We start from the raw sequence: 22,697 nt of genomic DNA on the forward strand, positions 1-22,697 counted from the left end.
GGTGAGCCGTTGGCGCCCTGTCCGGTGGTGAGTCGACCGGCAAGGGTGACGGCGTGGCCAGTAGGTGCTCGTCAGGCGTTCTGGTCGTCCGGCGGTTGCGGCGCGACGCTGCTGCTCCCAGGCGTCGGTGCCTTGCTGGGGGGCATCGGTGGCGCGGCCAGCATGGTCAGGAGGTAGAGGCCCATGGTGGCGACCATCACCGTGGCGATGAAGCGCCAACGGATGTTCTTTCTTGCCGGCAGGCTGAGCAGGTACGGAAGCCGGTCACCGGACTGCCGGGACGAGTTCTGTCTGCGACGGGTTGCTCGGCGGCTCATCGGCGCCTCCTTGTACTCGGAGTCGGGGTCTGCGCAAGTGGGCCGGTGTGGCCGATGCGATCGCGGTAGTCCAGCAGTTGTCGCGGCATGTCGAAGGCCACCGCGGCCACCAGTTGGGTGCCCTGCGGCGTGTCGCGCTTGTAGGCGGCGACGAAGCTCTCGGAGCGGAGCGAGCCCTCGACGATCTCCATCCGCTCTCCCAGCGCGGGCATGCCGACAGCCTGGAGGCGCGTCCCGTGCTGCTCGGACCAGAAGCGCGGGACCGGGGTGAACATCTCGGCTTCTGCGGGTCCTTGGAGCAGGGAGTCGGCAGCGTGTTGTCCCATCTCGACGGCGTGGATCAGGTGTTCCACCCGTCGGGGTGTGGAGTCGAACCTCTCGTTGGGCCACCGGGCCACGTCGCCCGCTGCCACGATGCCGGGTACCGGTCGGCCGGTCAGGTCCACGGCATGGCAGGTGGTGTCGCAGAGCACGCCGTCGGTGACGTCCAGTCCGCTGCCGTGCAGCCATTCGGTGCGTGGCACGCTGCCCAGCCCCAGGACGACGAAGTCGGCGTCGATCACCTCGCCGTCGTCCAGCCGCAGGCGCAGCCCTGAGCCGGTGTCGGTCCACTCGTTGATGGTCGTGCTGAGCCGGACATCGACCCCGGCCCGGGCCTGGATGCGGCCGACCACTTCACCCAGTTTGCCGCCCAGCACCCTGCGCAGGAGCGGGGCGCTGTGGACGACCAGGGTGACGTCCATGCCCTGGTCGCGTGCAGTGCAGGCGAGTTCGCAGCCGACGAAGCCGCCGCCGAGGATCACCACATGGTGGGCTTGGGCGGCGTGCATTGCCTGCTGGATCGCAGCCGCGTCCGCCAGGGTCCGTACGGTGCGGATTCGTTCGCTGAGGACGGGAGCCTGCGGCAGCCGCTTGGCGTCGACGCCGGTGGCGATCACCAAGCCGTCGTAGGGAAGCCGTTCACCGCCCCGGAGCTTCAGGGTCTTCTTCTCGGGGTCCAGCCCGATCATGTGAGTGCCGAGCAGCCAGTGGGCATCGAGGGAGTCGTCGGCTCGGAAGGTGAGATCCTCACTGCCCGACTCACCAGCCAGGAACTGCTTGGACAAAGGTGGTCGGCTGTAGGGCCGGCGCAGTTCCTCGCCGACCAGGACCAGTTCGCCGTCGAAGCCGCGCTCGCGCAGCCTGCTCGCGGCACTGAGCCCGGCCAGACCGCCCCCGGCGACCACGATCCGGCGGTAGCCGTCCCGGCTGGCCGTGGCGCCGCGGGAGCGGCGGGAGCGGCGGGCCGGGGCGGGCGCCGCTCCGCCGCTGATGGCGATGGCCTGCATCGGACAGCAGCGGACCGCCTGCCGCGCCTTGGCCGCGAGGTTCGCCGGTACGTTGCCGGTGTAGTGGAGTGAGCCACCCTCGGAGATGCGGAAGACCTCCGGGGCCTCCTGCTGGCAGATGCCGTAGATGTGGCAGCGGTTGTTGTCCACGCTGACCTTCACCGGCTCGCTCTCGCTGACGAGTTTGGGAAGGAACTCCTCGGGGGCGAACTCCAGCCACGGCACCAGCTCCGCCCCGGATTCCAGCTCCAGCCCGGTCGCGAGCTCCAACCCGGTTTCGAGCTCCAGTTGTTCCGGCGTGAGCCAGACGGCCGGCAGCGCGTCACCCTGGAGTGCTTGCATGTCCTGGACCGGATAGCGCTCCGCCAGGGGCTGGACCGGCGGCTGCACCTGCGGTGAGGTCCACCTCACCAGCTGGGTGGACGCATCGGTGACCAGTGCCACGATCGGGGGCATCGGATACGGGGGCATCGGGCCGAACTCGGAGTATGGCGCGGGCACCTGATAGTCGGCGGGTACGTACGAGACCATCGGGTTGGTGAACGGCACCTGGTAGTCGTGAATAGGCGCCGACAGTTGCGGCGGCGGAAGGTAGACGGGCTGCGTGTCGTACGGCAGACCACTTGTGAGCTGGTGATGCCCGCTCCACCAGGGAGGCCACGCACCGGCCGGGACGGGCGCCGGCCAGCGGGCGTCGGTCGTGCTCTCCGCTACGCCCTGCGGCAGCAGTTGAGCCGCGGCCGGTTCGTATCCCTGCCACATCCCGCTGTGTTCCGGCCTGGACGGGGGCGGCGGTGGCCATTGCTCCTGCGGCTGGGAGCTCTCCCAGAGAGGCTGCTCCGGCGCCTGGAAGGTTTCCTGCAAGGGTCGTTGTTCCTGGTGACGTGGTTCATCCTGCGGCCACCATGCTTCGTTGGACAATTCAGCCGGGATGGTCATACGAGTGGTGTCCAAATCGCTCGGGAAGGACCCCCTGACGAGGCCTTGACGGAGAGGGGCGACCGGATCAGGAAGGCCGGTAGCCACGTTGGGGGTGTCTGTCGAGACCCCGATTGCGACGGAACCTCGGTGGGACACTGTGGCGGCAATGTATTTCCGTTCTGCTGCTCTCTGCGGATGTACCCGGAAGGACCGTGGCACCGGCACACCAACCTTTCCATGCGTGGGTTCCATGGAATCCGGGAAAGTGGGAGAGAGCCGGTCCTCCGAGGCGGAGGAGGACCGGCTGATCCGATCGTAGGGTCATCTTGACGCGGGAACCCGTGAATAGAAGTGCTGCTAATCAACGCATAAGGTTGCGCTGATCCGTCGGGGGAGGTTGATGGTTCACCGGCGTTGGCGAGGACCGGCCGGACACCTGCTCTCCGTCCGAGCGATCCGGCTGGCGCTGACGGACCTTCAGCAACAGGGGGAGTTCCTCGCCGACGCGGCCCACGACCTGCGCATCCCGGAGACCGCGCTGCGTGACGACGCCCATCGGATCGCCGCGCTGGAAGGGACCGTGCGCCTGGCCACCCGGATGGGCGACCTGACCGACGGCACTCGACCTGAGTGCCTCATCCAAATTCCAAATCTCACGCACCACTTCGGACAATGCCGGCTGCCACCTCGGCAAGACGCAGGCGAGAGCTGCGGGACATCCCCTGTCATCCGGGGCGTTGGGCAGGCCGGCAGGCGCAGTCCCGGGCCGGCGCGCGCGGTTTCTCGGGTATCCCGAACCGCAACCCCTGGCCGTCTTGGCCTGGCACGATGCGGGGCCGGGGAGGAGGTGCGGGCGGAAGGCAGGACGCCGGTCTTTCACTGACCCGCCGTCAACTCGGCCATCAGTTGGGTAGCGACCGGCGTTGACCGCAGATCCGCGGCGATCTTCCTCCAGCACAACCGGCGCATCGCGGCCCTGATCACCGTGATCTGCCTGGCCCTGCTGGTCTTCTGCCTGATCGAGCGCCAAGTCCGCCAAGCGCTGGGACCCGACCAGACCCCATGCGCGGGCTCTATCCAGACAACCGCGCCGTCCGCCCCATTGGCCGCATGATCTTCTACCACCTCGCCAGCCTGAAGATCCGGCCCGGCACCACCACCAGCCCACCCATCGTCTGTGCGTTCGCACGAGCGCGGGGCACCCCTGTCGATCCGGTTGGAGAGTCAGTTCCCCTCGGTTTCGAAGGTGCGCAGCAAATCGGCAGCGACGCTCACGGCAATTGTCGCGGGTTCCTTGCCGGTGATGTCAGCCAGCCCGATCGGGGTCTTGATCCGATCGATGGTGGCCTCGTCGTGACCGCCCTCGGTGGCGAGGCGTTTGCGGAACCGCACCCACTTGGCCGCCGACCCGATCAGCCCGATGGAGCCGAGATGGGTTGTCCGCAAGGCGGCGTCGCACAGAGCGGCGTCCTCGGCGTGATCATGGGTCATGATCAGGATGTGGGTGCCGCGCGGCAACTCCGCCAGCACCTCCTCGGGCAGCAGCGGCGTGTGATGCACGTGCACCTTCGCCACCGCGTCTGCCAGCACGTCGAGCCGCTCCTCGGTGAGGATGTCGGAGCGGGTGTCGATCAGATGGAGGTCGAGGTCCTGACGTGCCAGAATGCGCGCCAGTTCCAGCCCGACGTGCCCGATGCCGAAGATCGCCACCGCCCGTACCACTGGCAGCGGTTCAAGCAGCACCGAGACCGTGCCACCGCAGCACTGCACGCCATGCTGGTTGGTCACCTTGTCGTTCAGGGCGAAATCAATCAGCTCCGGCTCCGGCTCCGGCTTGGACACGGCGATCATCTGCCGGGCTCGATCGATCGCGACCGCCTCGACATTGCCGCCACCGATCGAGCCCCACGTCTCGGTCTGCCCCACAACGAGTTTCGCACCGGCGTCGCGCGGGGCATGGCCGCGCACGGTCGCGACGGTCACCAGCACGCCGGACTCGCGGCGTGCTCGCAACCGTGCGACCGCGGCGACCCACGTCATGTCAGGCACCGCTCAACGTATTTGCGTCGGTTCGGATCTTGCCGTTGGCGGCGTGGCCGTCGGTGGCAAACCCGTTGCGGGCGTAACCGTTCCGGGAGGCCTCGCCCTGGCGAGCCGCCTGGATCGCCCAGTACACCGCCTCCGGCGTTGCGGGCGACGCCAACTCGACGCTGACCCCGCTCGGCCCGAACGCGGCGGCGGCCTGCCGCAACGCTTCTCGCACCGAGAACGCCAGCATCAGCGGAGGCTCACCCACCGCTTTGGACCCGTATACCGCGCCCTCTTCGGTGGCGTTCTCCAGAAGCGTGACGTTGAATTCCTCGGGCATCTCCGAAAAGCTCGGCAGCTTGTAGGTGCTCGCGGCCTGGGTCAGCAGCCGGCCGCGGTTCGGCCCGTCACTGGCGTCCCAGCGCAGATCCTCGAGTGTCAGCCAGCCCGCGCCCTGAACGAAGCCACCCTCGACCTGACCGATGTCGATCATCGGGGACAGGCTGTCGCCGACATCGTGCACGATGTCCACCCGCCGGATGCGGTACGCGCCGGTGAAGCCGTCCACCTCCACCTCGGCTGCGGCGGCGCCATGGGAGAAGTACTTGAACGGTGAGCCCCTGAACGTCTTCGCGTCCCAGTGCAGACCCTCGGTTCGGTAGAAACCGGCCGCCGACAACTGAACTCGCTGGAAGTACGCGGTGCGCACCAGGTCGTCCCAGGCCAGCTCCTTGTCGCTGCCCAGGGTGCGCGCGACGCCCTCGACGATGCGCACATCCGAGGCATGCGAACCCAGCTGGGTGGCGGCCACCTGCAGCAGCCGCTCGCGCAACTGCTCGCAGGCGTTCTTCACCGCCGCACCGTTGAGATCCGCCCCGGCACTGGCGGCGGTGGCAGAGGTGTTGGGCACCTTGTCGGTTCGCGTCGGGGCCAGCCGCACCTTGCGCAGCGGGATACCCAGCGTGGTCGCGGCCACCTGCAGCATCTTGGTGTGCAAGCCCTGGCCCATCTCGGTGCCGCCGTGGTTGATGAGGACCGAGCCGTCCTTGTAGATCAGCACCAGCGCGCCGCCCTGGTTGAAGGCGGTGAGGTTGAACGAGATTCCGAACTTGATGCCGGTCATCGCAAGTCCCCGCTTGGTGTTCGGGTGCGCGGCATTGAAGGCAGCGATCTCGCGCTTGCGATCGGCGATGTCGGCGTTGTCCTGAACCTGCTGCCAGACGGTGGAGATGCGTTCGGGCTGAACGACAGGCTGTCCGTACGGCGTTGACTGGCCCTGCCGGTAGAAGTTACGCTCCCGCAACTCCATCGGATCCAGGCCGAGCGGCGGCGCGCACCGGCCCATGATGTCCTCGATCACCAGCATGCCCTGCGGTCCGCCGAAGCCACGGAAGGCGGTGTTGGAGACCTTGTTGGTCTTGGCGATGCGACCGGCGATGCGCGCGTTGGGAATCCAGTAGGTGTTGTCGATGTGGCACAGCGCACGGGCCACCACCGGCTCGGACAGATCCAGGCTCCAGCCGCCATCCGCGGTCAGGGTGGCGTCCAGGGCCTGGACGCGGCCGTCGGCGTCGAAGCCGATCTTCCACGCGGCGTGGAACCCGTGCCTCTTACCGGACATGGTCAGATCCTGCGTCCGGTTGAGCCGCAGCCGAACCGGCCGACCGGTCAGCTTGGCGCCGAGCGCGGCGACGGCCGCGAACCCGTGCGGCTGCATCTCCTTGCCGCCGAAGCCGCCACCCATTCGCAGACACTGCACGGTCACCTCGTGGCTGTGCAGGCCGAGCACGTGGGCGACGATCTCCTGGGTCTCCGAAGGATGCTGGGTGCTGCTCTGGAGGAACACCTGCTCGGCCTCGTCGACATAGGCCAGCGCCGCGTGCGTCTCGAGGTAGAAGTGCTCCTGATCGGAGAACTGGAACTCTCCGGCGAACACGTGCGCGGAGTCAGCGAAGCCGGCGTCGACGTCGCCGGTCAGCATCACGGGCCGAGCGCCGTGAAAGCTGTCGGCCGCGATCGCCTCCTGCAGTGTGATCAGGGAGGGCTGTTCGTCGAGTTCCACCTCGACGGCCGCCGCACCGAGTCGGGCGGCCTCCAGGGTCTCGGCGAGCACCCAGGCGACCGCGTGGCCGTAGAACATGACCTCGTCGGGGAACAGCGGCTCGTCATGCTTCATCCCGGCATCGTTGACGCCGGGCACGTCGGCACCGGTCAGCACGCGGACCACACCGGGCACGGCGAGCGCGGGCTCGGTGCGCAGCGCGGTGATCCTGCCGTGGGCCTTCATGACCTGGACCGGGTAGGCGTGCAGCACGTCCTTGGTGCGATGGACCAGGTCGTCGGTGTAGAGCGCGGTGCCGGTGACGTGCAGGACGGCACTCTCGTGCGGCATCGAGACGCCGACGACAGGCATTTCGGGGCGCTCGGACAAATGGCTCATGACGACACCGCCTCGGTGGTTTGCGCGTGCAGCTTCAGCAGACTCTGGCCGAGCATCGCGGAGCGGTAGTCGGCGCTGGCGCGGTGATCGTTCATCGGCGTGCCCTCGACCTGCAGCACCCGGGCCGCGGCTTCGATGGTCTCCGCCGCCCACGGCTTGCCCTCCAGGGCCGCCTCGGTGGCGAGGGCGCGGATCGGGGTGGCGGCCACGCCGCCCAGGCCGATGCGTGCCTTGCGGACGATCCCGTCCTCGATGTCGAGCGCGAAAGCGACAGCCACGCTGGAGATGTCGTCAAAGCGCCGTTTGGCGATCTTGTGGAAGGCCACGACAGGCGACAGCGGCAGCGGGATGCGCACTGTGCGGATCAGCTCGCCGGGACGGCGCACGCTCTGCCTGTAGCCGGTGAAGTAGTCCGCCAGCGGGACCTCGCGCTCACCGTCGACGTCGGCGAGCACCACCGATGCCTCCAGCGCTAGCAGCGCCGGTGGACTGTCACTGATGGGGGAGCCGGTACCCAGGTTGCCGCCGAGGGTCGCACCGTTGCGGATGAGCCGGGATGCGAACTGCGGGAACAGCTCTGCCAGCAGCGGGACGCCGCCGTCGAGACGGCGTTCGATCTCGGTGAGCGTCAGCGCCGCCCCGATCTCGATGCAGTCGGATTCGACTCGCAGCTCCCGCAATTCGGACAGCCGGTCGATGGCGACCACGCAATCCGCCCGGCGGGAACGGATATTCACCTCCACGCCCCAGTCGGTGGAGCCGGCGACCACCACCGCGTCGGGCCGCTCGCGCAGCAACTGCAGCGTATCGGCAAAGGTGCTTTTTCGTAGGAACGCCCTGTCGTCCTGGGTGTATTCGGTGGCAGCCGGTGCGGGCGGGGACTGCTCGCGACGCTGCGCCAGCGGGTCCTCATCGGTGGGAGTACCGACGGCGAACGCGGCATCGCGAATCGGGCGATACCCGGTGCAGCGGCACAGGTTTCCGCTCAGCGCGTGCAGATCGAAACCGTTCGGACCGTGCTCGGCGTCGGTGCCGTCGGCCGGGTCCGCGTGTGCGCAGCGGTCGGGGCGGTAGTACTCGGCGGCCATGCTGCAGATGAATCCCGGCGTGCAGTAACCGCATTGGGAGCCGCCGCGGACCGCCATCTCCTCCTGCACCGGGTGCAGGGTGGGCGGCATGCCGGCTTCGCCGGTGGTGGCGAGACCTTCGGAGGTAATGATCTCCTGACCGTCGAGCGCCGCGACCGGGACCAGGCAGGCGTTGACCGCCACCCAGTCGGTGGGCTTGCTCACCCCGGGACGGGCTACCAGGACCGAACAGGCGCCGCATTCACCCTCGGCGCAGCCCTCCTTGGTACCGGTGAGGCCACGCTCGCGCAGAAAATCCAGGATTGTGGTGTGGGGCGCAGCCGGTGAAATCGGTGTTGCTTTCCCGTTGACCGTGATCCGCGCCGCTACCATGACAGGCCTTCGTTTCGGTGCGCGATCGGTCGATTCATCATGTTCGCCAATTTCAGGCAGCTTTCTATGCTTCAGACGCGCCCCGCGAGAGGAGCGGGCGCGAAACGGCACGCAACAGCGACGTGCCGGAAGGTGGTGACGGGAAACCTGGAATGTGCCACGGACGGGCACATCAGAACGGCCTGCTCAGCAGCCGTGCGCGATTCGACCCGGAACCCAGACCGTGCAGTGGGCGAGGCGACCAAGATCAGAGCTGGTGTACATCTGCTGGTCGCCTCCTTCCGGTAGTTATGGGTCGACGTCCACCGTAAAATAGTGGCTGGAGTCACAGAGGTCAAGAGGTTGACCTCGCTCGGCCTGCAGCCGACCAGTCACCCTCAAGCTCCTGCCGACCATCGACGCTGAAACGCCGTAAGAGGTCTGTGCTCAGGGGCGGCGATTCGGGCGTCCATCCCAGCGGTGGGTCGTCCAGGCCCGACGGATCAGGCTACGCACCGTGATGAAGGTATCGGCGAGGTCGAAGAAGGCGTCGATGACGGTAGCCCTGCGCTCGTAGCAGCGGGCGAGGCGGTGGAAGGCGTTCTACCAGGCGTGGGTCCGTTCGACGTGCCACCTCTGGCTTGCCTGGATCGGTGCCCTCTTGCCCTCTTGCCCTTGTGCGCGATGCGGCCGTGCAGGCCGCGTGTGTGTTGTCACGGCTGCCGACGCGACCGCCGTGGTTCTGGCGATGCCGTTCCCGCTCGGCCCACGAGCCGTCAGCGGTGGTCACGAATGAACTTGTCAAACGCATTCGGGCGGGAGTCGGACCGTTGACTGAGGATCTTCGGCGGGGGCGGCGCTCGTGGAGCACGACGGCGGCCTGGTGTGGGCGGAGGCGCTCGCACCGGGCCGCCGTGATGTCAATCAACTGGCCCTGCCTACAGGCTGGTTATGCATCCATCCGACGTGCGGATGATGGGTTGGAGAGTCTGTTCACCCGAGGTCGAAGACGGCTGTCACCGGGGCGTGGTCGCTCCAGCGCTCGGCGTGGGTGGCGGCCCGCTCGACGTGGGCCGACGTGCATGTGGCCGCGAGGTTCTGACTGGCCATCAGATAGTCGATCCGCCAGCAGATCGAACCCTTTTATCGGGTCTGTCCAGCCAATGGCTCTGTCCCGTAATCGGTGGTAGCGCTGCGTGGTGGTCACGGGACAAGAGCTCGCGCCTGCGGAGGGACGACCCGCGTAGCCGAAGCGCGGACGGCAAGCGGATGACCGTCAGCTGCAGGTGAGTTGGGGTCGGCCCAGTCAGCGTGGTCGTCTTCGATGGTGGCGCTGCCGCCGTTGGTGACGACGAGTCGGAGCTGCTTGCCGCCGGTGAGGTCGGCGCTCAGGTGCTTGACGGGGGACGTTCCGGTGAGCGGGCCGCTGTCGGCGACGGGACCGGGTCATCCGTGCCACCGGGGCTCGGCAGGGTCCACTGCTGGTCTGCCGTGCCGGCGCAGTCCTTGGCGGTGGTCGTGCCGTCGGCGGTCGCGGTGAGGCAGAGCCCGGACTGGAGGTTCCTGAAAGTCTTCGCGGCAGCGTCGTAGGTCCAGCGCTTGACCGGGTCGGTGACCTTGCCCTCGGCGGCGCTGTCGCCCTGGCAGTCGCCGACCGCGGTGGCGGAGCCCTGAGCGCTGAGGCAGTTGTCGGACCTCAGACGCAGCGTCTGGTCGGCGGCGTACACCCAGGCCTGGTCACCGGCGGTGCTGTTGCAGTCGGACATTGCGGCGTTGCCGTCGCCGGGAGAGCGCAGGCACTTCTGGCCGTTCTCGACCGCGCCCCGCGCGGTGTTGTCGACGGCGGCGCGTTGCACCGTGCCCTGCGCGGTGGTGTCGATCCTGGCGGCCGACCCGCAGGTGTCGTTGATGTGGGTGCCGGAGACCGTGGCGCTGACCGTGCCGCCGTTCGCGGTCGGCACTCCGAACGCGACGGTGGAGGCCGGCTGGTTGTAGCAGTTGGACTGGGAGCTGCTCCACTCGAAGTACTCGGTCCAGTCCATCATCCCGTCGGAGGAGATGCCGGCCGCCGGCCGGTCCTTGTCGGCCTTGATGCTGCCGACGTCGTAGCCGGTGCGGGTGGTGGTGTCGGTGACGGTGGCGGTGAACCAGCCCTGGCCCTGGGGGGCGACCGTGAACTCGTAGGTGTGGCCGGCCGTCCAGTCCACGTGTGCCTGGCAGTGCCGGCCGTCGCCCTCCCCACCGAACGGTTCGCAGGAACTGTCGGGCCCCGGCCTGGAGTCCGTGGCGTCCCACACGGAGAAGAGGAGCGTGCGCTTGTCGCCGCCGTTGCTCTGCATGCCGAAGTAGGCGCCCTGGCCGTTGTCGAATCCGAACTGGTGGCTCCAGAAGATGTTCGCGGTGTAGCCGGGGTCGGTCTGCGGCGTCGTCGTCCAGGTGACGTCGTGCAGGGCGCCGGTTCCGGAGGGAAATCCGTAGTACGTGTACGTGCCCGGGGTGGGGCCGGCGGCGGCGTCGGGGGCGAGCAGGACGACGGATCCTCCCGCCACCGCCAGGGCGGCGGCGAGGCCTATCAGGCGGCGGCGCTTCTGCTGAGGACGACTGGCCACTGTGCACGCTCTTTCCGGGTTGCGGACACCACAGGTGTCCTGCGGGAAGCCCGGGTTGGCCGGGGAAGGCTGTTCCGCAGCGACCCGGGCAGGCATGACCGGGCAGCCGGACCACGAGCTGGGGGCCTCGTGGTCCGGCTGCCGGTGTGTATGTCCGATCACGGACGTGAGAAGCATCCACCGACGCCAGGGCGCGGCGCCTGCGGAGGAATACCTGTCCGGTTACCTGTGTCCGGCCGTACGGTCACTACGGCAGGATGAGACTCCACATCGGATGGACCCGGTTGGTGTCGGCCGTCAGGGCCAGCCGGTTCAGGCCGAAGCCGTCCTCGATGGTCTGCAGCAGGGCGTAGTGGTTGAAGTCGGAGTCGTCCTTGAAGTTGCGGGGGCCGTTCTTGGAGATCACGATCGCCGGGATGTGCCCGCCGCCGTAGTGCCCGCCGGGCCAGTTGGGAGAGATGTCCGGGTCGCCGGCCGGTGTGATCGGGGAGTCGCAGCAGGAGTGGGTGTCCGCGTAGCCTCCGGTGCTGTCGCCGCCGAAGTTGTCGGACTCGTCGGGCACGATGACGATCGCGTTGGTCGAGCCGCTGTTCCAGGCCTGGCTGGCCGTGATCGTGTCGACCGCCTTGTGCACGAAGGTCTCGGCCTTGGACTTGAGCGCGATGTCGTTGGCGTCGTCCTTGGTGTCCGCTGCGGGGCACGGCGATTCGGGGTGCCCCGGGACGGCGGTGTCGACGCCGCCGTGCATGTCGTTGCAGATGTCGGGGCTGATCCAGACGTACCGGGGGATCGTGCCGTTGCGGCCGTTGAGGTCGTCGTTGAGGGACGTGTAGGGCTTGATGTGCTGGCGCCGGGCGCTGTCGTCGCGGACGTCGGTGTAGAGCATGAAGGGGTTGTGCCGGTTGACGTACAGCCCGCCGTTGGCGGTGTTCCCCTGGAAGCCCGTGGACGGCATGGCGTCCATGTAGGCGCCCCACGGCACGTTGTTCGCCTCTAGCTCGTCGACGATGTTGCGATGGTCGACGCGGTTGTCCGGGTCGTCGTTGTTCAGCCACCAGTTGTGGCCGGACGTGGCCGCGATGTAGTTCGGCTCGCTGGGGTGCGTGACGCCGTAGTAGCTGGTCGCCAGGGCGTAGTGGTCGGCCAGCTGGTTGAAGTAGGGGGCGTGCGAGTCTCCGATGATGCTGTCGTAGGAGTGGTTCTCCAGCATGATCACAAAGACGTGGTCCAGCGATGGATTCGCGGCCGCGGACGGTGTGGCCGCCACCACTGACGGCAGGACGGAGCCGATCAGCAGCGTTGCTGCTGCCAGTGCTCTCACTCCGCGGCGCCGACGTCGTTCGCTCATCGGTTCTTCTTTCTGTGCGGTGCCCGGACCGCATTCCCGTACGGCCCGGGGGGTTCCAGATCTCGGCCGGTGCAGCCGAGCGGCCATAGTCTTTCCGTCCTGGGCGCTCCGTTTGACATGTGCGCCGTCATGTCACCCGATCGGATCAGCGCTCGCGTTGGGGTGGGGGCGAGAAAGGTTAGGGGTCGTCCCTCATGTCCGCCCGAGGGGTGAACTGCGTGAATAAGGCCAGCAGAACGAGCGCTACCGCATCCGCTCGGAAAACCCTCACCGAAGGGAATGGAAATGTCGACCAAGAAGTTCCGCATCGCCCTGCTCGCCGCTCTCGCACTCGCGGTGCCGGCCGTGTCGCTGGGCACCGCCACCGGGGCGCAGGCCGCCTCGGCGCCCAGCTACTCGACGTGGCAGCACGACGTGAAGAAGGACATCGCTCCCGCGATCCCGTGGCTGGAGAACCGCGTCGACGAGGGCGGCAGCAAGCTGGCCATCGTGCTCGACATCGACAACACCTCGCTGGAGTCGTACTACCACCCGGGCGACCCCAACGTGCCGGTGCTCAAGGTGGCCCAGTGGGCGGAGGACCACGACATGTACGTGCTGGTCGTCACCGCGCGCACCGACTCGTCGTCAGCCCTGCAGGACATGCAGGACGCCGGTTACCCGGTGGACGGCGTCTGCACCCGCCACCACGGCGAGTCGACGCCGGACGGCAAGGCGCGCTGCCGGAAGGACTTCACCGAGGACGGCTACACCATCACCGCCAACATCGGTAACCGCAACACCGACTTCGAGGGTGGCTACTTCGAGAAGCACTTCAAGCTGCCCGACTACGGGGGCATTCTCGAGTGAGCCTCTGACGCGTCGCTCAGCCGGCGGCGGTAGAGGGGGATCGGCGGATCCCCGAGCCCGCTCGGTCGAATCGACCGAGCGGGCTCTCAGCGCTGCGACCGGGTCGTCCAGGTGGCTATCTGGGTACGCGAGGTGAAGCCCAGCTTGACCAGGACGCGCTGGACGTGGCCCTGCGCGGTTCGGGGTGAGACGACCAGCAGAGCGGCGATCTGCTTGTCCGTCAGCCCCTGCGCGACCAACCGGACGACCTGCTGCTCGCGCCCGGTGAGCGGGGAGGCCGTTGCGGCGCTCCGGCACCCGGGCGCTCGCTCCAGCGCGCGGTCGACGGCCTGTTCGACGGCCAGTGCCCGGCCGGCCTGGACCGAGCGGGTGAAGGCCTCGTCGCCGAGAGCCCGGCGGAGCCGGGCCTCGCAGTCGGTGTGGTGCCGGAGGAGTCGGCCGACTCCCGGGAGCCTGGTGCCGAGTTGCTCCCGGAGCGACTGTGCGGCCCCGAGCAGCTCGGCGGCCTCCGGACCGCGGTCCTGCTGCGCCCGGGTCCAGGCGAGGACCTCCAGGCACTGGGCGACGCCGAGGCGGTTGTGGGTGGGCGGGCCGCAGCGCAGGCTCTCCTGGAGTCGTCGTGCGGCCGCCGCGGTGGCACCGAGCAGGAGCTCCTGGAGGCCGATCAGCCACAGCGCCCAGGAGCGGGCCCACTGCGCCTGCTGCCGCTCGCACAGTTCGAGCCCCTCCTGGCACAGGGCCCTCGCCCGGCTGTCCCCCGCCAGGCAGCAGGCCAGGCCGAGCAGGAAGAGCGCGGACCAGGCGTCGCCGTGGTCGCCGTCGGCCCGGTGACGGGCGAGCGTGTCCTCCAGCAGCTGGACACCGGTGGCCAGGTCGTCGGCGAAGAGGGCGGCCAGACCGGCGAGTTGCTCGGCCTGGGCGCTCGCCCGCGGTTCGTCCAGTTCGGCGGCGAGTGCCCGGCACTCGGTGACCCGGGCGGCCGCGGCCTCGTCCGCGCCGACCAGCAGGGCAAGCCACCCGTCGGCCCGCAGGGCCGCGACCCGGGCCGGACCGGGGGCGGTGTCGGCGGCCAGGGCCCGGGCCAGCCAGAGCCGGTTCTCCTCGAGGTGGTCCGCGCCGAGTTGCGGGCTCCACAGGGCGGCGGCCATCCGCAGGCCGGCCCCCGCCTCGCCCGGCGTGTCCAGGCAGAAGTCCAGGGCCGCGCGCAGGTTGGGTCTCTCCTGGTCCAGGCGGCAGGCCCAGGCCGTCTGTTGGGCGGTGAACCACTCGTGGTCGGCGCGCAGCACCAGGGTCAGGTAGTGGTCGCGGTGCCGTCGGCGCAGGGCCTGGCGCTCGTCCGGCTCGCTGAGGTGGAGGCGGCCGTACTGGCGGATGGTCTCCATCATCCGGTAGCGCACCCGGGCGCCGTGTTCCTCCCGGATCAGGACGGACTTGTCGATCAGGCCGGCCACCAGGTCGAGCACGGCCGCCGGCGGCAGCTGGGCGTCCGGGCACACGGCCTCGGCGGCCTCCAGGTCCATGCTGCCGGCGAACGCGGACAGCCGCGTCCACAGGATCCGCTCCTGCGGGGTGCAGAGGTCGAAGCTCCAGTCGAGGACAGCGCGCAGGGTCTGCTGACGGGCCGGCGCCGCCCGGTTTCCCTGAGTGAGCAGGTCGAAGCGCCGGTCCAGCCGGTCCAGGATCTGCCGGCAGGTCAGGGTTCGCAGACGGGTGGCGGCGAGTTCGACGGCGAGCGGTATGCCCTCCAGCAGGTGGCAGATCAGGGCGGCGGCGTGCGCCTGCGGCTGGGTCGGGGTGAACTCGCCGAGGGCGGCCGCGGCCCGGTCGACGAAGAGCTCCAGCGCTTCGTTGGGCGTGTCGGGTCCGGTCCGGGTCCGATCCGGGTGCGGGGCGGCCAGCGGCGGCACGGGCAGCGGGCATTCGCCGTCGACCCCGAGAGCCTGCCGGCTGGTGACCAGCAGGTGGAGATCGGGCAGCGCGGCCAGCAGGCGGCTGACCAGCAGCGCGCAGGGGTCGAGCAGGTGTTCGCAGTTGTCGAGGAGTAGCAGGAGCCGCCGGCCGTACAGCTGGTCGGCGAGCGCCGCCAGCGGCGGGCCGGCCGCCGCGTGATCGAGATCGAGGCCGGCCAGCGTGGCCTGTTCGAGCAGCTCCGCCCGCTCGACGGCGGCCACGTCCACCCGCCACACCCCGGCCGGGTAGGAGCGCTGGACCTCGGTCGCCAGGCGCAGCGCGAGCCGGGTCTTGCCGATGCCGCCCGGGCCGACCAGGGTCAGCAGCCGGGTCCGGGAGAGCAGGGCGCGCGCGCTCGTGAGTTCGCGGCGGCGGCCGACGAAGCTGGTCGTGTCCGCGGGGAGGTTGCCGGGTCGGCGTCGTGAGTCGTCCATGGGGTCAGACCGGGTGTGGGGGCACGGTCCATCAGTCCAATGATCCGGTGTGCGTGGTCGGGCGGGACGAGGACCATGTTCCCGCTGCCGCTGCCGGTGATCAATCAGGGTGGCCCGCGCTGCGGATACCCGATCTACTCCCACGCCACCTGGGATGACTCTTCGTCTCGCCCTTGACTCGCGTACCGCCACGGGTAGTTCGACGCTGCCGAGGCCCGGCTCGGCGGGAATAGCGTCCGGCCAAGGATGAAGGGAGAAAGCAATGACAGCAATCAACAAGGCCACCGGAACAGCCGTTTCGCTCGTGCTGGCCGGCCTCCTCGTGGTGGCGCCCGGCCTTCCGCCCCTTCGGGCGTCGGCTGCCCCGGTCTGCGCGGACAGCCAGTGCATGGCGCGGGAGAGCGCGCAGTGGCGGGCGAAGAACCCGAAGCTGGCGACCTTCCTGGACGTGTTCAACTGGATCGCCTTCGCGATCAGTATGAGCCCGGCCGGCCCGGTGCGCCCCGCTACGTTCAACAACGCGTTCCGTGGCGTCGGACTGTCCCGCGGAACCCTGCCGTCGGGGATATCGCCGGTCTCGACGACGTTCGCGTCGCTGGAGAGCACCTCGACCCAGGCTTACAGGCAGCTGAGTGTCGCCGTCGACCTCATCGAGGAGACCATCGCCGACCCGGGACTCGACCCGGCCGACGCACAGCACCTCGTCGACCTCGCCCAGCAGCACGACCTCGACCTCGCCGCCGACCTCCAGCAGGTGTACGACGGCACCCGCACGTCCGCTGAGCTGGCGGACTGGATCAACACCGAGGTCCAGTCGGCCGCCGACGGCTTCCTCAACGCGGCCAACGAGGTCTCGAACACCTACGCCGAAGGCGACGTCCCCTCCGACGCCGTGATCCGCTCCTTCGACGGGGTGGGAACGGCGATGACCGCGGGCTCGGCCGCCGAGTCCAACTGGCAGGGCTTCTGGCAGAACCCGGCCGCCGACCTCGGTGCGGACAAGGGCGTGCTCGGTCCGAAGAACGTGGGGATCGCCAAGCTGCTCGATCCGAACTCCGGGAAGATCGGCACCGTGGCCGGCGGCCCGGCCAAGTACCAGCAGATGGTCAAGGACTTCACCGATTCGCTGAAGTCCCCCTCGCGTACCGCGGCCGACGCGATGGCGCGGTTCGACCGGCTCGAGGCGGCGTTCTCCGCGCCGAACCGGCAGGGCGTCACCATGACCTACCTGCCGAAGGCGAACCTCGACGTGGCCCGCGAGACCATCGCGGCCAAGCGCATGTACGAGGCGGGGATCGCGGACCTGCAGCCGGGCGGGACGGTGGCGAGCGGCCTCACGCCCGACTATGTCGCGCTGGACCAGAGCTTCGTCGGCGACTGCGTGCGGATGTCCGGGCCGAAGTCCGCCGACGCGTTCAAGGCCGGAGTCAAGGCCAAGATCGGCGAGAAGTTGAAGGTCTACGCCGCGCGGACCGGGCAGCCGGTCCGGGTGGTGATCGACGCCTCCGACAGCCCCGCCGTCACCGGCGCCTCGCTCGGCGACTTCGCCGACCTGGCGGCGGCCGGGGTGCGGATGGTGTCGCCGCAGGACGCTGCCACCATCAAGGACGTCGTCGTCCTCGGCCCGGGCGGCATGCTGGTGCAGACCGACTCCGCGGGCCGGATCGTCCTCTCGACCCAGCAGTGAGCGCTCGCCGGACCGCCGGATCATCCGGCGGTCCGGCGGCACGCATCGGTCAGTTCGCCTGGAGGTAGGCGGGTGCCAGGGCCGCCTTCGTGAGGAGACGGGCGGCGCCGGTGCCGTCGGCGGGGACGGTCCACAGGTCGGTGCCGTAGTCGCCGGGGAGGGCGTAGACCAGGGTGGAGTCGTCGGACCAGACGGCCTGGTCGTCGAGGTTGCGGTGCTCGGCGGTCGCGGTCTCGGTCATGGTGCGCAGGTCCAGGACGTACAGCCGCCAGGGGGCGTCCGGGGAGGCGCCGGGGACGCGCTTCTTGTAGGCGATCCGGGTGCCGTCGGGAGACAGCGAGGGGCACTCGACGTTCTGGTGCAGGGTGGTCAGGGTGCGGGCGGAGAGCGATCCCTGGACCAGGTAGGTCTGGCCGCCGGTCGCCACGGTGGCGTAGAAGCGGTCGTCGTCGGCGAAGGTGACGCCCCAGACGTTGATGTCGCTCGCCCGGTAGGGGTGGCCGTCCTTGATGATCGTGAACGTCTCCAGGTTGTCGTCGAGCTTCCAGGTGCGGGTGTCCACGATCGAGGTGCGGGTGGAGAAGTCGGTACCCGCGTACGAGTCGCCGCCGACGAAGACCGTCCAGGCGGTGAGCCGGCCGTCGGGGGAGACCCGGGCCCGGGTCGGGATGCCGGCCAGCGGGAAGCGGTGCAGCTCGCGCAGCCGGGCGTCGAGGATGACGGCCTGGTAGCTGTCCCCGAGCGTGCCGTGCTCGGCCTGGAGGCAGGCACCGGTGCCGGAAGCGGCGTAGAAGCGCAGGCACTTGACACCGGAGGCGGTGCGCGGGGCGTCCGGCCGGTCGGCCGGGACGGTGACCAGGTCGTCGCGGTACGGCCCCCAGGTCATGTTGCGGAAGACCAGTTCCCGGCCGCTCGGCGGCCGGAGCGTGAGGCTGCCGCTGCGTACCGCGGGCCCGCCGGCCTGCTGGTGCTCCCGTTGGCCCGCGTTCGCGGAGGCGTTCAGGACGGCGGTGGTGGCGACGCCGCCGAGCAGCAGGACGGCGAACAGCAGCAGGAGTACGCGCCGGGTCATGTCGCTGCCTCCTGGTGGGTGCGGAGGATGCCGAAGGCTACAACTGACGTTGTCGCCAGGGCGGTTGCGGCGAGTGCGAGCGCGGTGTGCCCGCCCCAGGCGCTCCACGCCGCGCCGAAGGCGAGCGAGCAGACGAACCTGGCTGCGCCCTGGCCGGTGCCCACCAGGGCGAGCCCGGCACCCTGGTGTTCGGCCGGGACGGTGCCGGACGCGGCGGCGGCGAGGACGCCGTCGGTGGCCGCGTAGAACGCGCCGTGCAGGGCGAGCACCAGGAGGACCGGCGCGGCGCCGGACAGCGGGCAGAGCAGCAGCCCGTACCCGAGCAGCAGCGCGCCGTGTCCGGCTAGGAACAGCCTGGGTCGGCCGATGCGGTCCGCGAGCGACCCGAACGGCACGGCCAGCAGCAGGAACGCGGCCGAGGTGCCCAGCGGCAGCAGCGGGAACAGGCCCACGGCGAGGCCGGTCCGACGCTGGATCAGGAGGTAGACGAAGGCGTCGCTGACCGTGCTGAGGCCCAGCAGCACCGCGCACAGGGTCAGCCGGCGCAGGGCCGGTACCCGGATCAGCGCGAGGGTCTGGCGCAGTGGCGGCTTCGCGGCGGGGCCGACCGCGCGGCGGGACGGGACGAACAGCAGCAGGACCAGGACGCCGAGCGCCGCCACGCACGCGCTGACGGTGAACACCGCGTGGTAGCCGTCGGTACCGGCGCTCGCGCCGCCCTGCGAACCGTCGGCGGCGGCGAGTACGGCGAACGCGATGAGCGGGCCGAGCAGCGCGCCGACGGTGTCCATGGCGCGGTGCACGCCGAAGGCCCGGCCGCGGTGCTCGGGGGCGGTGGCGAGCGAGATCATCGCGTCCCGGGGTGCGGTGCGCAGGCCCTTGCCGGTGCGCTCGACGGCGAGCACCGCGCCGATCGCCGGCACGCTGCCGGCGAGCAGCAGCAGGGGTTTGCACAGCGCGGACAGGCCGTAGCCGAAGGCGGCCACCGCCTTGTGCCGGCCGCCGCCGCGGTCGGCGAGAGCGCCGCCGAGCAGCTGGACCAGGGCGGTGGCGCCGTTGTTGACGCCGTCCAGCAGGCCGAACCCGAGCGGGGAGAGGCCGAGGCCGGCCACCACGTAGAGCGGCAGCACGGCGGTGATCATTTCGGAGGAGACGTCGGTGATGAGGCTCACCGCCCCGAGCGCCAGAACGGCGCTCGGAACGGCGGCCCTGCTCCCGGTGGTGCCGGGGAGGGAGCGACAACGGTCTGCAAGGTACATAGGCGTCAGTTCCAGATACCGGTGATGTCGGAGGCACCGCCGGAGGCGCCGGCGTGGGTGTTCAGGCCGGCCAGGTCCTCCAGGGTGTGCAGCATGTCGTAGTGGTTGTAGCTGCTGCTGGAGCTCGAACCCGGGGCGACGTGCTGGCCGTAGAGGAGGGTGGGGATCTGGTTGCCGGAGTTGAGGTCGTCCTCGTCGTAGGTGACCACGAGCAGGCTGTTGTGGCTCTTGGCCCACTGCGCGTAGGAGTCCAGGTTGTCCTTCACCCAGCTGTCCCCGGTGCCGACGCTGCAGTCGTGCATGTCGTCGCAGAGGTCGGGGACCACGAAGGAGACCTTCGGCAGCTGCGAGAAGTCGCTCGGGAACTGGTTGAAGGTGTGCTCGGTGTTGGTCGGCACGTTGTTGAAGCCGAACCACGGGGCGTGCTTCTGGGCGTAGTCGCCGCGGCTGCACGTGGTGCTGCCCTGGGACGGCAGGCCCTCGTTGTAACTGCCCCAGCTCTGGCCGGAGTTGAGCAGTTCGGAGGCAAGGTTGGGGGCGCTGGTGAAGCCGGTGTCGACGCAGCTGTCGTCGGTGACGCCCTGGGTGTCGCCGGAGAACAGCGCGTAGTAGTTCGGCTGGCTGGGGTGGGTGATTCCGTACGACTGGGTGAGGGTGGCACCGCCGCTCGCCAGGGAGTTGAGGTACGGGGCGTCGGAGCTGCCGAGGATCTGCCCGTAGGCGTGGTTCTCCATCACGACCACCACCACGTGGTCGGGGGAGGGAAGGGTGTCCGCGTGCGCGGGGACGGAGGACCAGAGCCCGAGAGCTCCGGCCGCCAGCGCGGCGGCACAACCCGCCGCTACCAGCGGGCGGTGGGAGTGCACTGTGGGTGAGGACATGACAAAACCTCCGATGAGCCTTGGGGGTGGGGAGTTGCATCGGTGTTGGGCTTGCCTGAATTCGGACGTCTCGCAGGCGGGTCGGCGGTGCATCGGCACTCGCGGCAGATCCTGCGGAAGGTCGCCGAGTCGGAGTGTGCGGGGTGGTGCGAACCGGAGTCAAGAGAAATCCGCGAGCACTTGTTCCGACCCGATCGGCCGGGCGGCTCATAACTGTATATGGACGGGAATTCAGGGCCTTACTGTTCTTTGCTGAATCATTACCTGCTTCCCGTCCACCTGGATGGCTCCCGTCTGCCATGTTTCGGCCGCGCGTTCCGATTCGCTGGGACGCCTGGCACCAGGAGGACCTCGTGAAGCTCCGTCACCTCGCCGCCGTCGCGGCACTCTCGCTGCTGCCGCTCGGCAGCCCGGTCCTCGCCGGCACCGCGTCGGCCGAACCGACGGTCGCCCTGGCCGGGACCGTCACGCCGGCCACCGCCGGTGCCCAGCGGCAGGGCGCGCTGCCGGCCGGGCAGCAGCTGTCCGTGGCCGTCAGCCTGAAGTTGCGCAACTCCGCCGGGCTGGATCGGTTCATCGCCGAGGTCAGCACCCCCGGCTCCGCCGAGCACGGCCACTACCTCACGCCCGCACAGTTCGCCGCCCGCTACGCCCCCAGCCAGTCCGACGTCCAGCGGGTGCGGGCCTATCTGCGCGGCCAGGGCCTGACGGTGACCGCCGTCAGTGCCAACCGGCAGGTGGTCGACGTCACCGGTGGCGCGGCCCGGATCGACGCGGCGTTCCACACCACCGAAACCAGCTACCTCGACCGGGCCGATCGGCGGACCTTCTACGCCCCCGACAAGGCCGTCTCGTTGCCGGCCGGCGTGGCCTCCGTGGTCTCCGGCATATCCGGCCTCGACAACGTCGCGGTCCACCACCACAGTGCCGTGACGAGGGCCGACGAGAGCGCGAGCGCGGCTCCGACCCCGGGCCTCACCCCGAGCCAGTACGACTCCGCCTACCATCTCGACAAGGTGGGCGGGCACGGCGACGGCCAGACCGTCGCGCTGTTCGAGCTCGCCGGCTACAACCCGGCCAACCTCGCCACCTACGACCAGCAGTACGGCCTGAAGGGCCCGGCCGTCAGCACGGTCTCGCTCGACGGTGCCCACTACGACGGCCCCGCCTGGACTTCGGGCGAGGACGAGGTGGAGATGGACAGCGAGATCATCCGCGGCGTCGCACCCCAGGCCACCCAGGTGGTCTACGAAGCACCCAACAGTGACCAGGGCGAGATCGACATCTACAACCGGATCGTCTCCGACGGCCGGGCGACGGTCATCTCCAACTCCTGGGGCGAGTGCGAGGACGTAGAGGCCGACGCCCACCTCGACGCCGTCAACGACATCTTCAAGGAGGCGGCCGCGCAGGGCATCAGCACCTTCAGCGCCACGGGTGACTACGGCTACCAGGACTGCTACAGCCCGGACGACCCGAACCCCAAGGACGCCGACGGGAAGCCCGTCGACGGCTATGCCGCGGCTGTCGACTTCCCCGCCTCCAGCCCGTACGACACGGCGGTCGGCGGCACCACGCTCAGCCTCAACTCCGACGGCTCCTACAACTCCGAGTCGGCGTGGAGCGGCGGCGGTGGGGGGGAGTCCGCGGTGTGGGACAAGCCGGACTGGCAGCCCGGTAGCGGCAGCCGCACGGTGCCGGACGTCGCCTCGGTCGCCGATCCGAAGAGCGGCTTCAACCTCTACACCGCCGGCGGCAGGAACAACCCGGCGCCGGCCTGGTCCCCCACCAACGGCGGCACCAGCGCGGCGGCCCCGCTCTGGGCCGGCTTCGCGGTGCTCTACAACCAGAACGCGCAGGCGCAGAGCAAGCCGAACCTGGGCTTCGCCAACCCGGCGCTCTACCGGATCGCGGGCGGCCCGGGCTACGCCGGCGCGTTCAACGACATCACCACCGGCACCAACAAGTCGGGCCAAGTCCCGCAGGGTGACGGCGGCTTCGCGGCCGGCCCCGGCTACGACGAGGTGACCGGTCTGGGCTCGCCGATCGCCGACGGGCTGGCCGGCGCCCTGCTGGGCGGCGGCAACTGACGCCGGGAGGCCGACCCTGCGAACCGTGACCTGATCGTCATCCCC

Annotated in this window: 16 protein-coding genes and 2 pseudogenes; 3 read left to right on the top strand and 15 right to left on the bottom strand. The window is 69.6% G+C overall.

Annotated features, from left to right (window positions below; genetic code table 11):
- Positions 1–71: 71 nt before the first annotated feature.
- The 11 genes and pseudogenes from P3T34_RS34670 to P3T34_RS34720 form a co-directional block, all read right to left on the bottom strand.
- The gene (locus P3T34_RS34670; protein WP_280670012.1) at positions 72–317 is read right to left on the bottom strand and encodes a hypothetical protein; all 246 of its coding nucleotides are present in this window, start codon (positions 315–317) and stop codon (positions 72–74) included.
- A complete protein-coding gene (locus P3T34_RS34675; protein WP_280670013.1) occupies positions 314–2,407 on the bottom strand; it encodes an FAD-dependent oxidoreductase in 2,094 nt (697 codons plus the stop codon). Before P3T34_RS34675 ends, P3T34_RS34670 begins: the two co-directional genes overlap by 4 nt.
- Before the next feature lie 520 nt (positions 2,408–2,927).
- A complete protein-coding gene (locus P3T34_RS34680; protein ID WP_280670015.1) occupies positions 2,928–3,239 on the bottom strand; it encodes a hypothetical protein in 312 nt (103 codons plus the stop codon).
- 551 nt (positions 3,240–3,790) lie between these two features.
- Positions 3,791–4,606, bottom strand: a complete 816-nt coding sequence (gene xdhC / locus P3T34_RS34685) for a xanthine dehydrogenase accessory protein XdhC (RefSeq protein ID WP_280670017.1) — start codon at positions 4,604–4,606, stop codon at positions 3,791–3,793.
- Between the two features lies 1 nt (position 4,607).
- A complete protein-coding gene (gene xdhB, locus P3T34_RS34690; RefSeq protein WP_280672566.1) occupies positions 4,608–7,034 on the bottom strand; it encodes a xanthine dehydrogenase molybdopterin binding subunit in 2,427 nt (808 codons plus the stop codon).
- Positions 7,031–8,494 carry an FAD binding domain-containing protein gene (locus tag P3T34_RS34695; RefSeq protein WP_280670019.1) on the bottom strand — a complete coding sequence of 488 codons (1,464 nt, stop codon included), beginning with the start codon at positions 8,492–8,494 and terminating at the stop codon, positions 7,031–7,033. Before P3T34_RS34695 ends, xdhB begins: the two co-directional genes overlap by 4 nt.
- Positions 8,495–8,920: 426 nt before the next feature.
- Positions 8,921–9,177, bottom strand: a pseudogene (locus P3T34_RS34700) (transposase); the annotation flags it as partial.
- A 289-nt stretch (positions 9,178–9,466) separates the two neighbouring features.
- Positions 9,467–9,601: pseudogene (locus P3T34_RS34705) on the bottom strand (exodeoxyribonuclease III); the annotation flags it as partial.
- 75 nt (positions 9,602–9,676) lie between these two features.
- On the bottom strand, positions 9,677–9,865 hold the full coding sequence (locus P3T34_RS34710) for an NPCBM/NEW2 domain-containing protein (protein ID WP_280672567.1): 189 nt from the start codon (positions 9,863–9,865) through the stop codon (positions 9,677–9,679).
- Positions 9,862–11,082 carry a ricin-type beta-trefoil lectin domain protein gene (locus P3T34_RS34715; protein WP_280670020.1) on the bottom strand — a complete coding sequence of 407 codons (1,221 nt, stop codon included), beginning with the start codon at positions 11,080–11,082 and terminating at the stop codon, positions 9,862–9,864. Before P3T34_RS34715 ends, P3T34_RS34710 begins: the two co-directional genes overlap by 4 nt.
- Before the next feature lie 247 nt (positions 11,083–11,329).
- Complete coding sequence (locus P3T34_RS34720; RefSeq protein ID WP_280670022.1) at positions 11,330–12,430, bottom strand: alkaline phosphatase family protein; 1,101 nt, start codon at positions 12,428–12,430, stop codon at positions 11,330–11,332.
- A gap of 285 nt (positions 12,431–12,715) precedes the next feature.
- Between P3T34_RS34720 and P3T34_RS34725 the strand changes: the two genes are divergently transcribed.
- The gene (locus P3T34_RS34725) at positions 12,716–13,279 is read left to right on the top strand and encodes an HAD family acid phosphatase (RefSeq protein WP_280670024.1); all 564 of its coding nucleotides are present in this window, start codon (positions 12,716–12,718) and stop codon (positions 13,277–13,279) included.
- An 86-nt stretch (positions 13,280–13,365) separates the two neighbouring features.
- Here the strand turns inward: P3T34_RS34725 and P3T34_RS34730 are convergent, their stop codons facing one another.
- Positions 13,366–15,663, bottom strand: a complete 2,298-nt coding sequence (locus P3T34_RS34730) for a LuxR C-terminal-related transcriptional regulator (RefSeq protein WP_280670026.1) — start codon at positions 15,661–15,663, stop codon at positions 13,366–13,368.
- Positions 15,664–15,925: 262 nt separating this feature from the next.
- On the opposite strand from P3T34_RS34730, the gene P3T34_RS34735 reads away from it, so the two are divergent.
- The gene (locus P3T34_RS34735) at positions 15,926–17,350 is read left to right on the top strand and encodes a hypothetical protein (RefSeq protein ID WP_280670028.1); all 1,425 of its coding nucleotides are present in this window, start codon (positions 15,926–15,928) and stop codon (positions 17,348–17,350) included.
- A gap of 49 nt (positions 17,351–17,399) precedes the next feature.
- Here P3T34_RS34735 and P3T34_RS34740 read toward each other — a convergent pair whose 3' ends face one another.
- From P3T34_RS34740 to P3T34_RS34750, 3 genes are read right to left on the bottom strand one after another with little or no spacing between them, the layout of a single operon-like run.
- The gene (locus tag P3T34_RS34740) at positions 17,400–18,422 is read right to left on the bottom strand and encodes a TolB-like translocation protein (RefSeq protein WP_280670030.1); all 1,023 of its coding nucleotides are present in this window, start codon (positions 18,420–18,422) and stop codon (positions 17,400–17,402) included.
- Positions 18,419–19,681, bottom strand: a complete 1,263-nt coding sequence (locus P3T34_RS34745; RefSeq protein ID WP_280670032.1) for an MFS transporter — start codon at positions 19,679–19,681, stop codon at positions 18,419–18,421. Before P3T34_RS34745 ends, P3T34_RS34740 begins: the two co-directional genes overlap by 4 nt.
- A gap of 5 nt (positions 19,682–19,686) precedes the next feature.
- Positions 19,687–20,562: an alkaline phosphatase family protein gene (locus P3T34_RS34750; RefSeq protein WP_280670034.1), complete on the bottom strand. Its 876-nt coding sequence runs from the start codon at positions 20,560–20,562 to the stop codon at positions 19,687–19,689.
- A gap of 353 nt (positions 20,563–20,915) precedes the next feature.
- Between P3T34_RS34750 and P3T34_RS34755 the strand changes: the two genes are divergently transcribed.
- Entirely contained in the window at positions 20,916–22,652 is a 1,737-nt protein-coding gene (locus P3T34_RS34755; protein ID WP_280670036.1) for a S53 family peptidase, read from the top strand.
- The last annotated feature ends 45 nt before the right edge of the window (positions 22,653–22,697 follow it).

The organism is Kitasatospora sp. MAP12-44, from assembly GCF_029892095.1.
Lineage (GTDB): Bacteria > Actinomycetota > Actinomycetes > Streptomycetales > Streptomycetaceae > Kitasatospora.

Bases quoted from the DNA above. Each gene is read 5' to 3' on its own strand.
- xdhB (WP_280672566.1), bottom strand. From the start codon at position 7,034: ATGAGCCATTTGTCCGAGCGCCCCGAAATGCCTGTCGTCGGCGTCTCG.
- P3T34_RS34750 (WP_280670034.1), bottom strand. From the start codon at position 20,562: ATGTCCTCACCCACAGTGCACTCCCACCGCCCGCTGGTAGCGGCGGGT.
- xdhC (WP_280670017.1), bottom strand. From the start codon at position 4,606: ATGACGTGGGTCGCCGCGGTCGCACGGTTGCGAGCACGCCGCGAGTCC.
- P3T34_RS34745 (WP_280670032.1), bottom strand. From the start codon at position 19,681: ATGTACCTTGCAGACCGTTGTCGCTCCCTCCCCGGCACCACCGGGAGC.
- P3T34_RS34730 (WP_280670026.1), bottom strand. From the start codon at position 15,663: ATGGACGACTCACGACGCCGACCCGGCAACCTCCCCGCGGACACGACC.
- P3T34_RS34695 (WP_280670019.1), bottom strand. From the start codon at position 8,494: ATGGTAGCGGCGCGGATCACGGTCAACGGGAAAGCAACACCGATTTCA.
- P3T34_RS34675 (WP_280670013.1), bottom strand. From the start codon at position 2,407: ATGTGGCAGGGATACGAACCGGCCGCGGCTCAACTGCTGCCGCAGGGC.
- P3T34_RS34735 (WP_280670028.1), top strand. From the start codon at position 15,926: ATGACAGCAATCAACAAGGCCACCGGAACAGCCGTTTCGCTCGTGCTG.
- P3T34_RS34740 (WP_280670030.1), bottom strand. From the start codon at position 18,422: ATGACCCGGCGCGTACTCCTGCTGCTGTTCGCCGTCCTGCTGCTCGGC.
- P3T34_RS34720 (WP_280670022.1), bottom strand. From the start codon at position 12,430: ATGAGCGAACGACGTCGGCGCCGCGGAGTGAGAGCACTGGCAGCAGCA.
- P3T34_RS34725 (WP_280670024.1), top strand. From the start codon at position 12,716: ATGTCGACCAAGAAGTTCCGCATCGCCCTGCTCGCCGCTCTCGCACTC.
- P3T34_RS34670 (WP_280670012.1), bottom strand. From the start codon at position 317: ATGAGCCGCCGAGCAACCCGTCGCAGACAGAACTCGTCCCGGCAGTCC.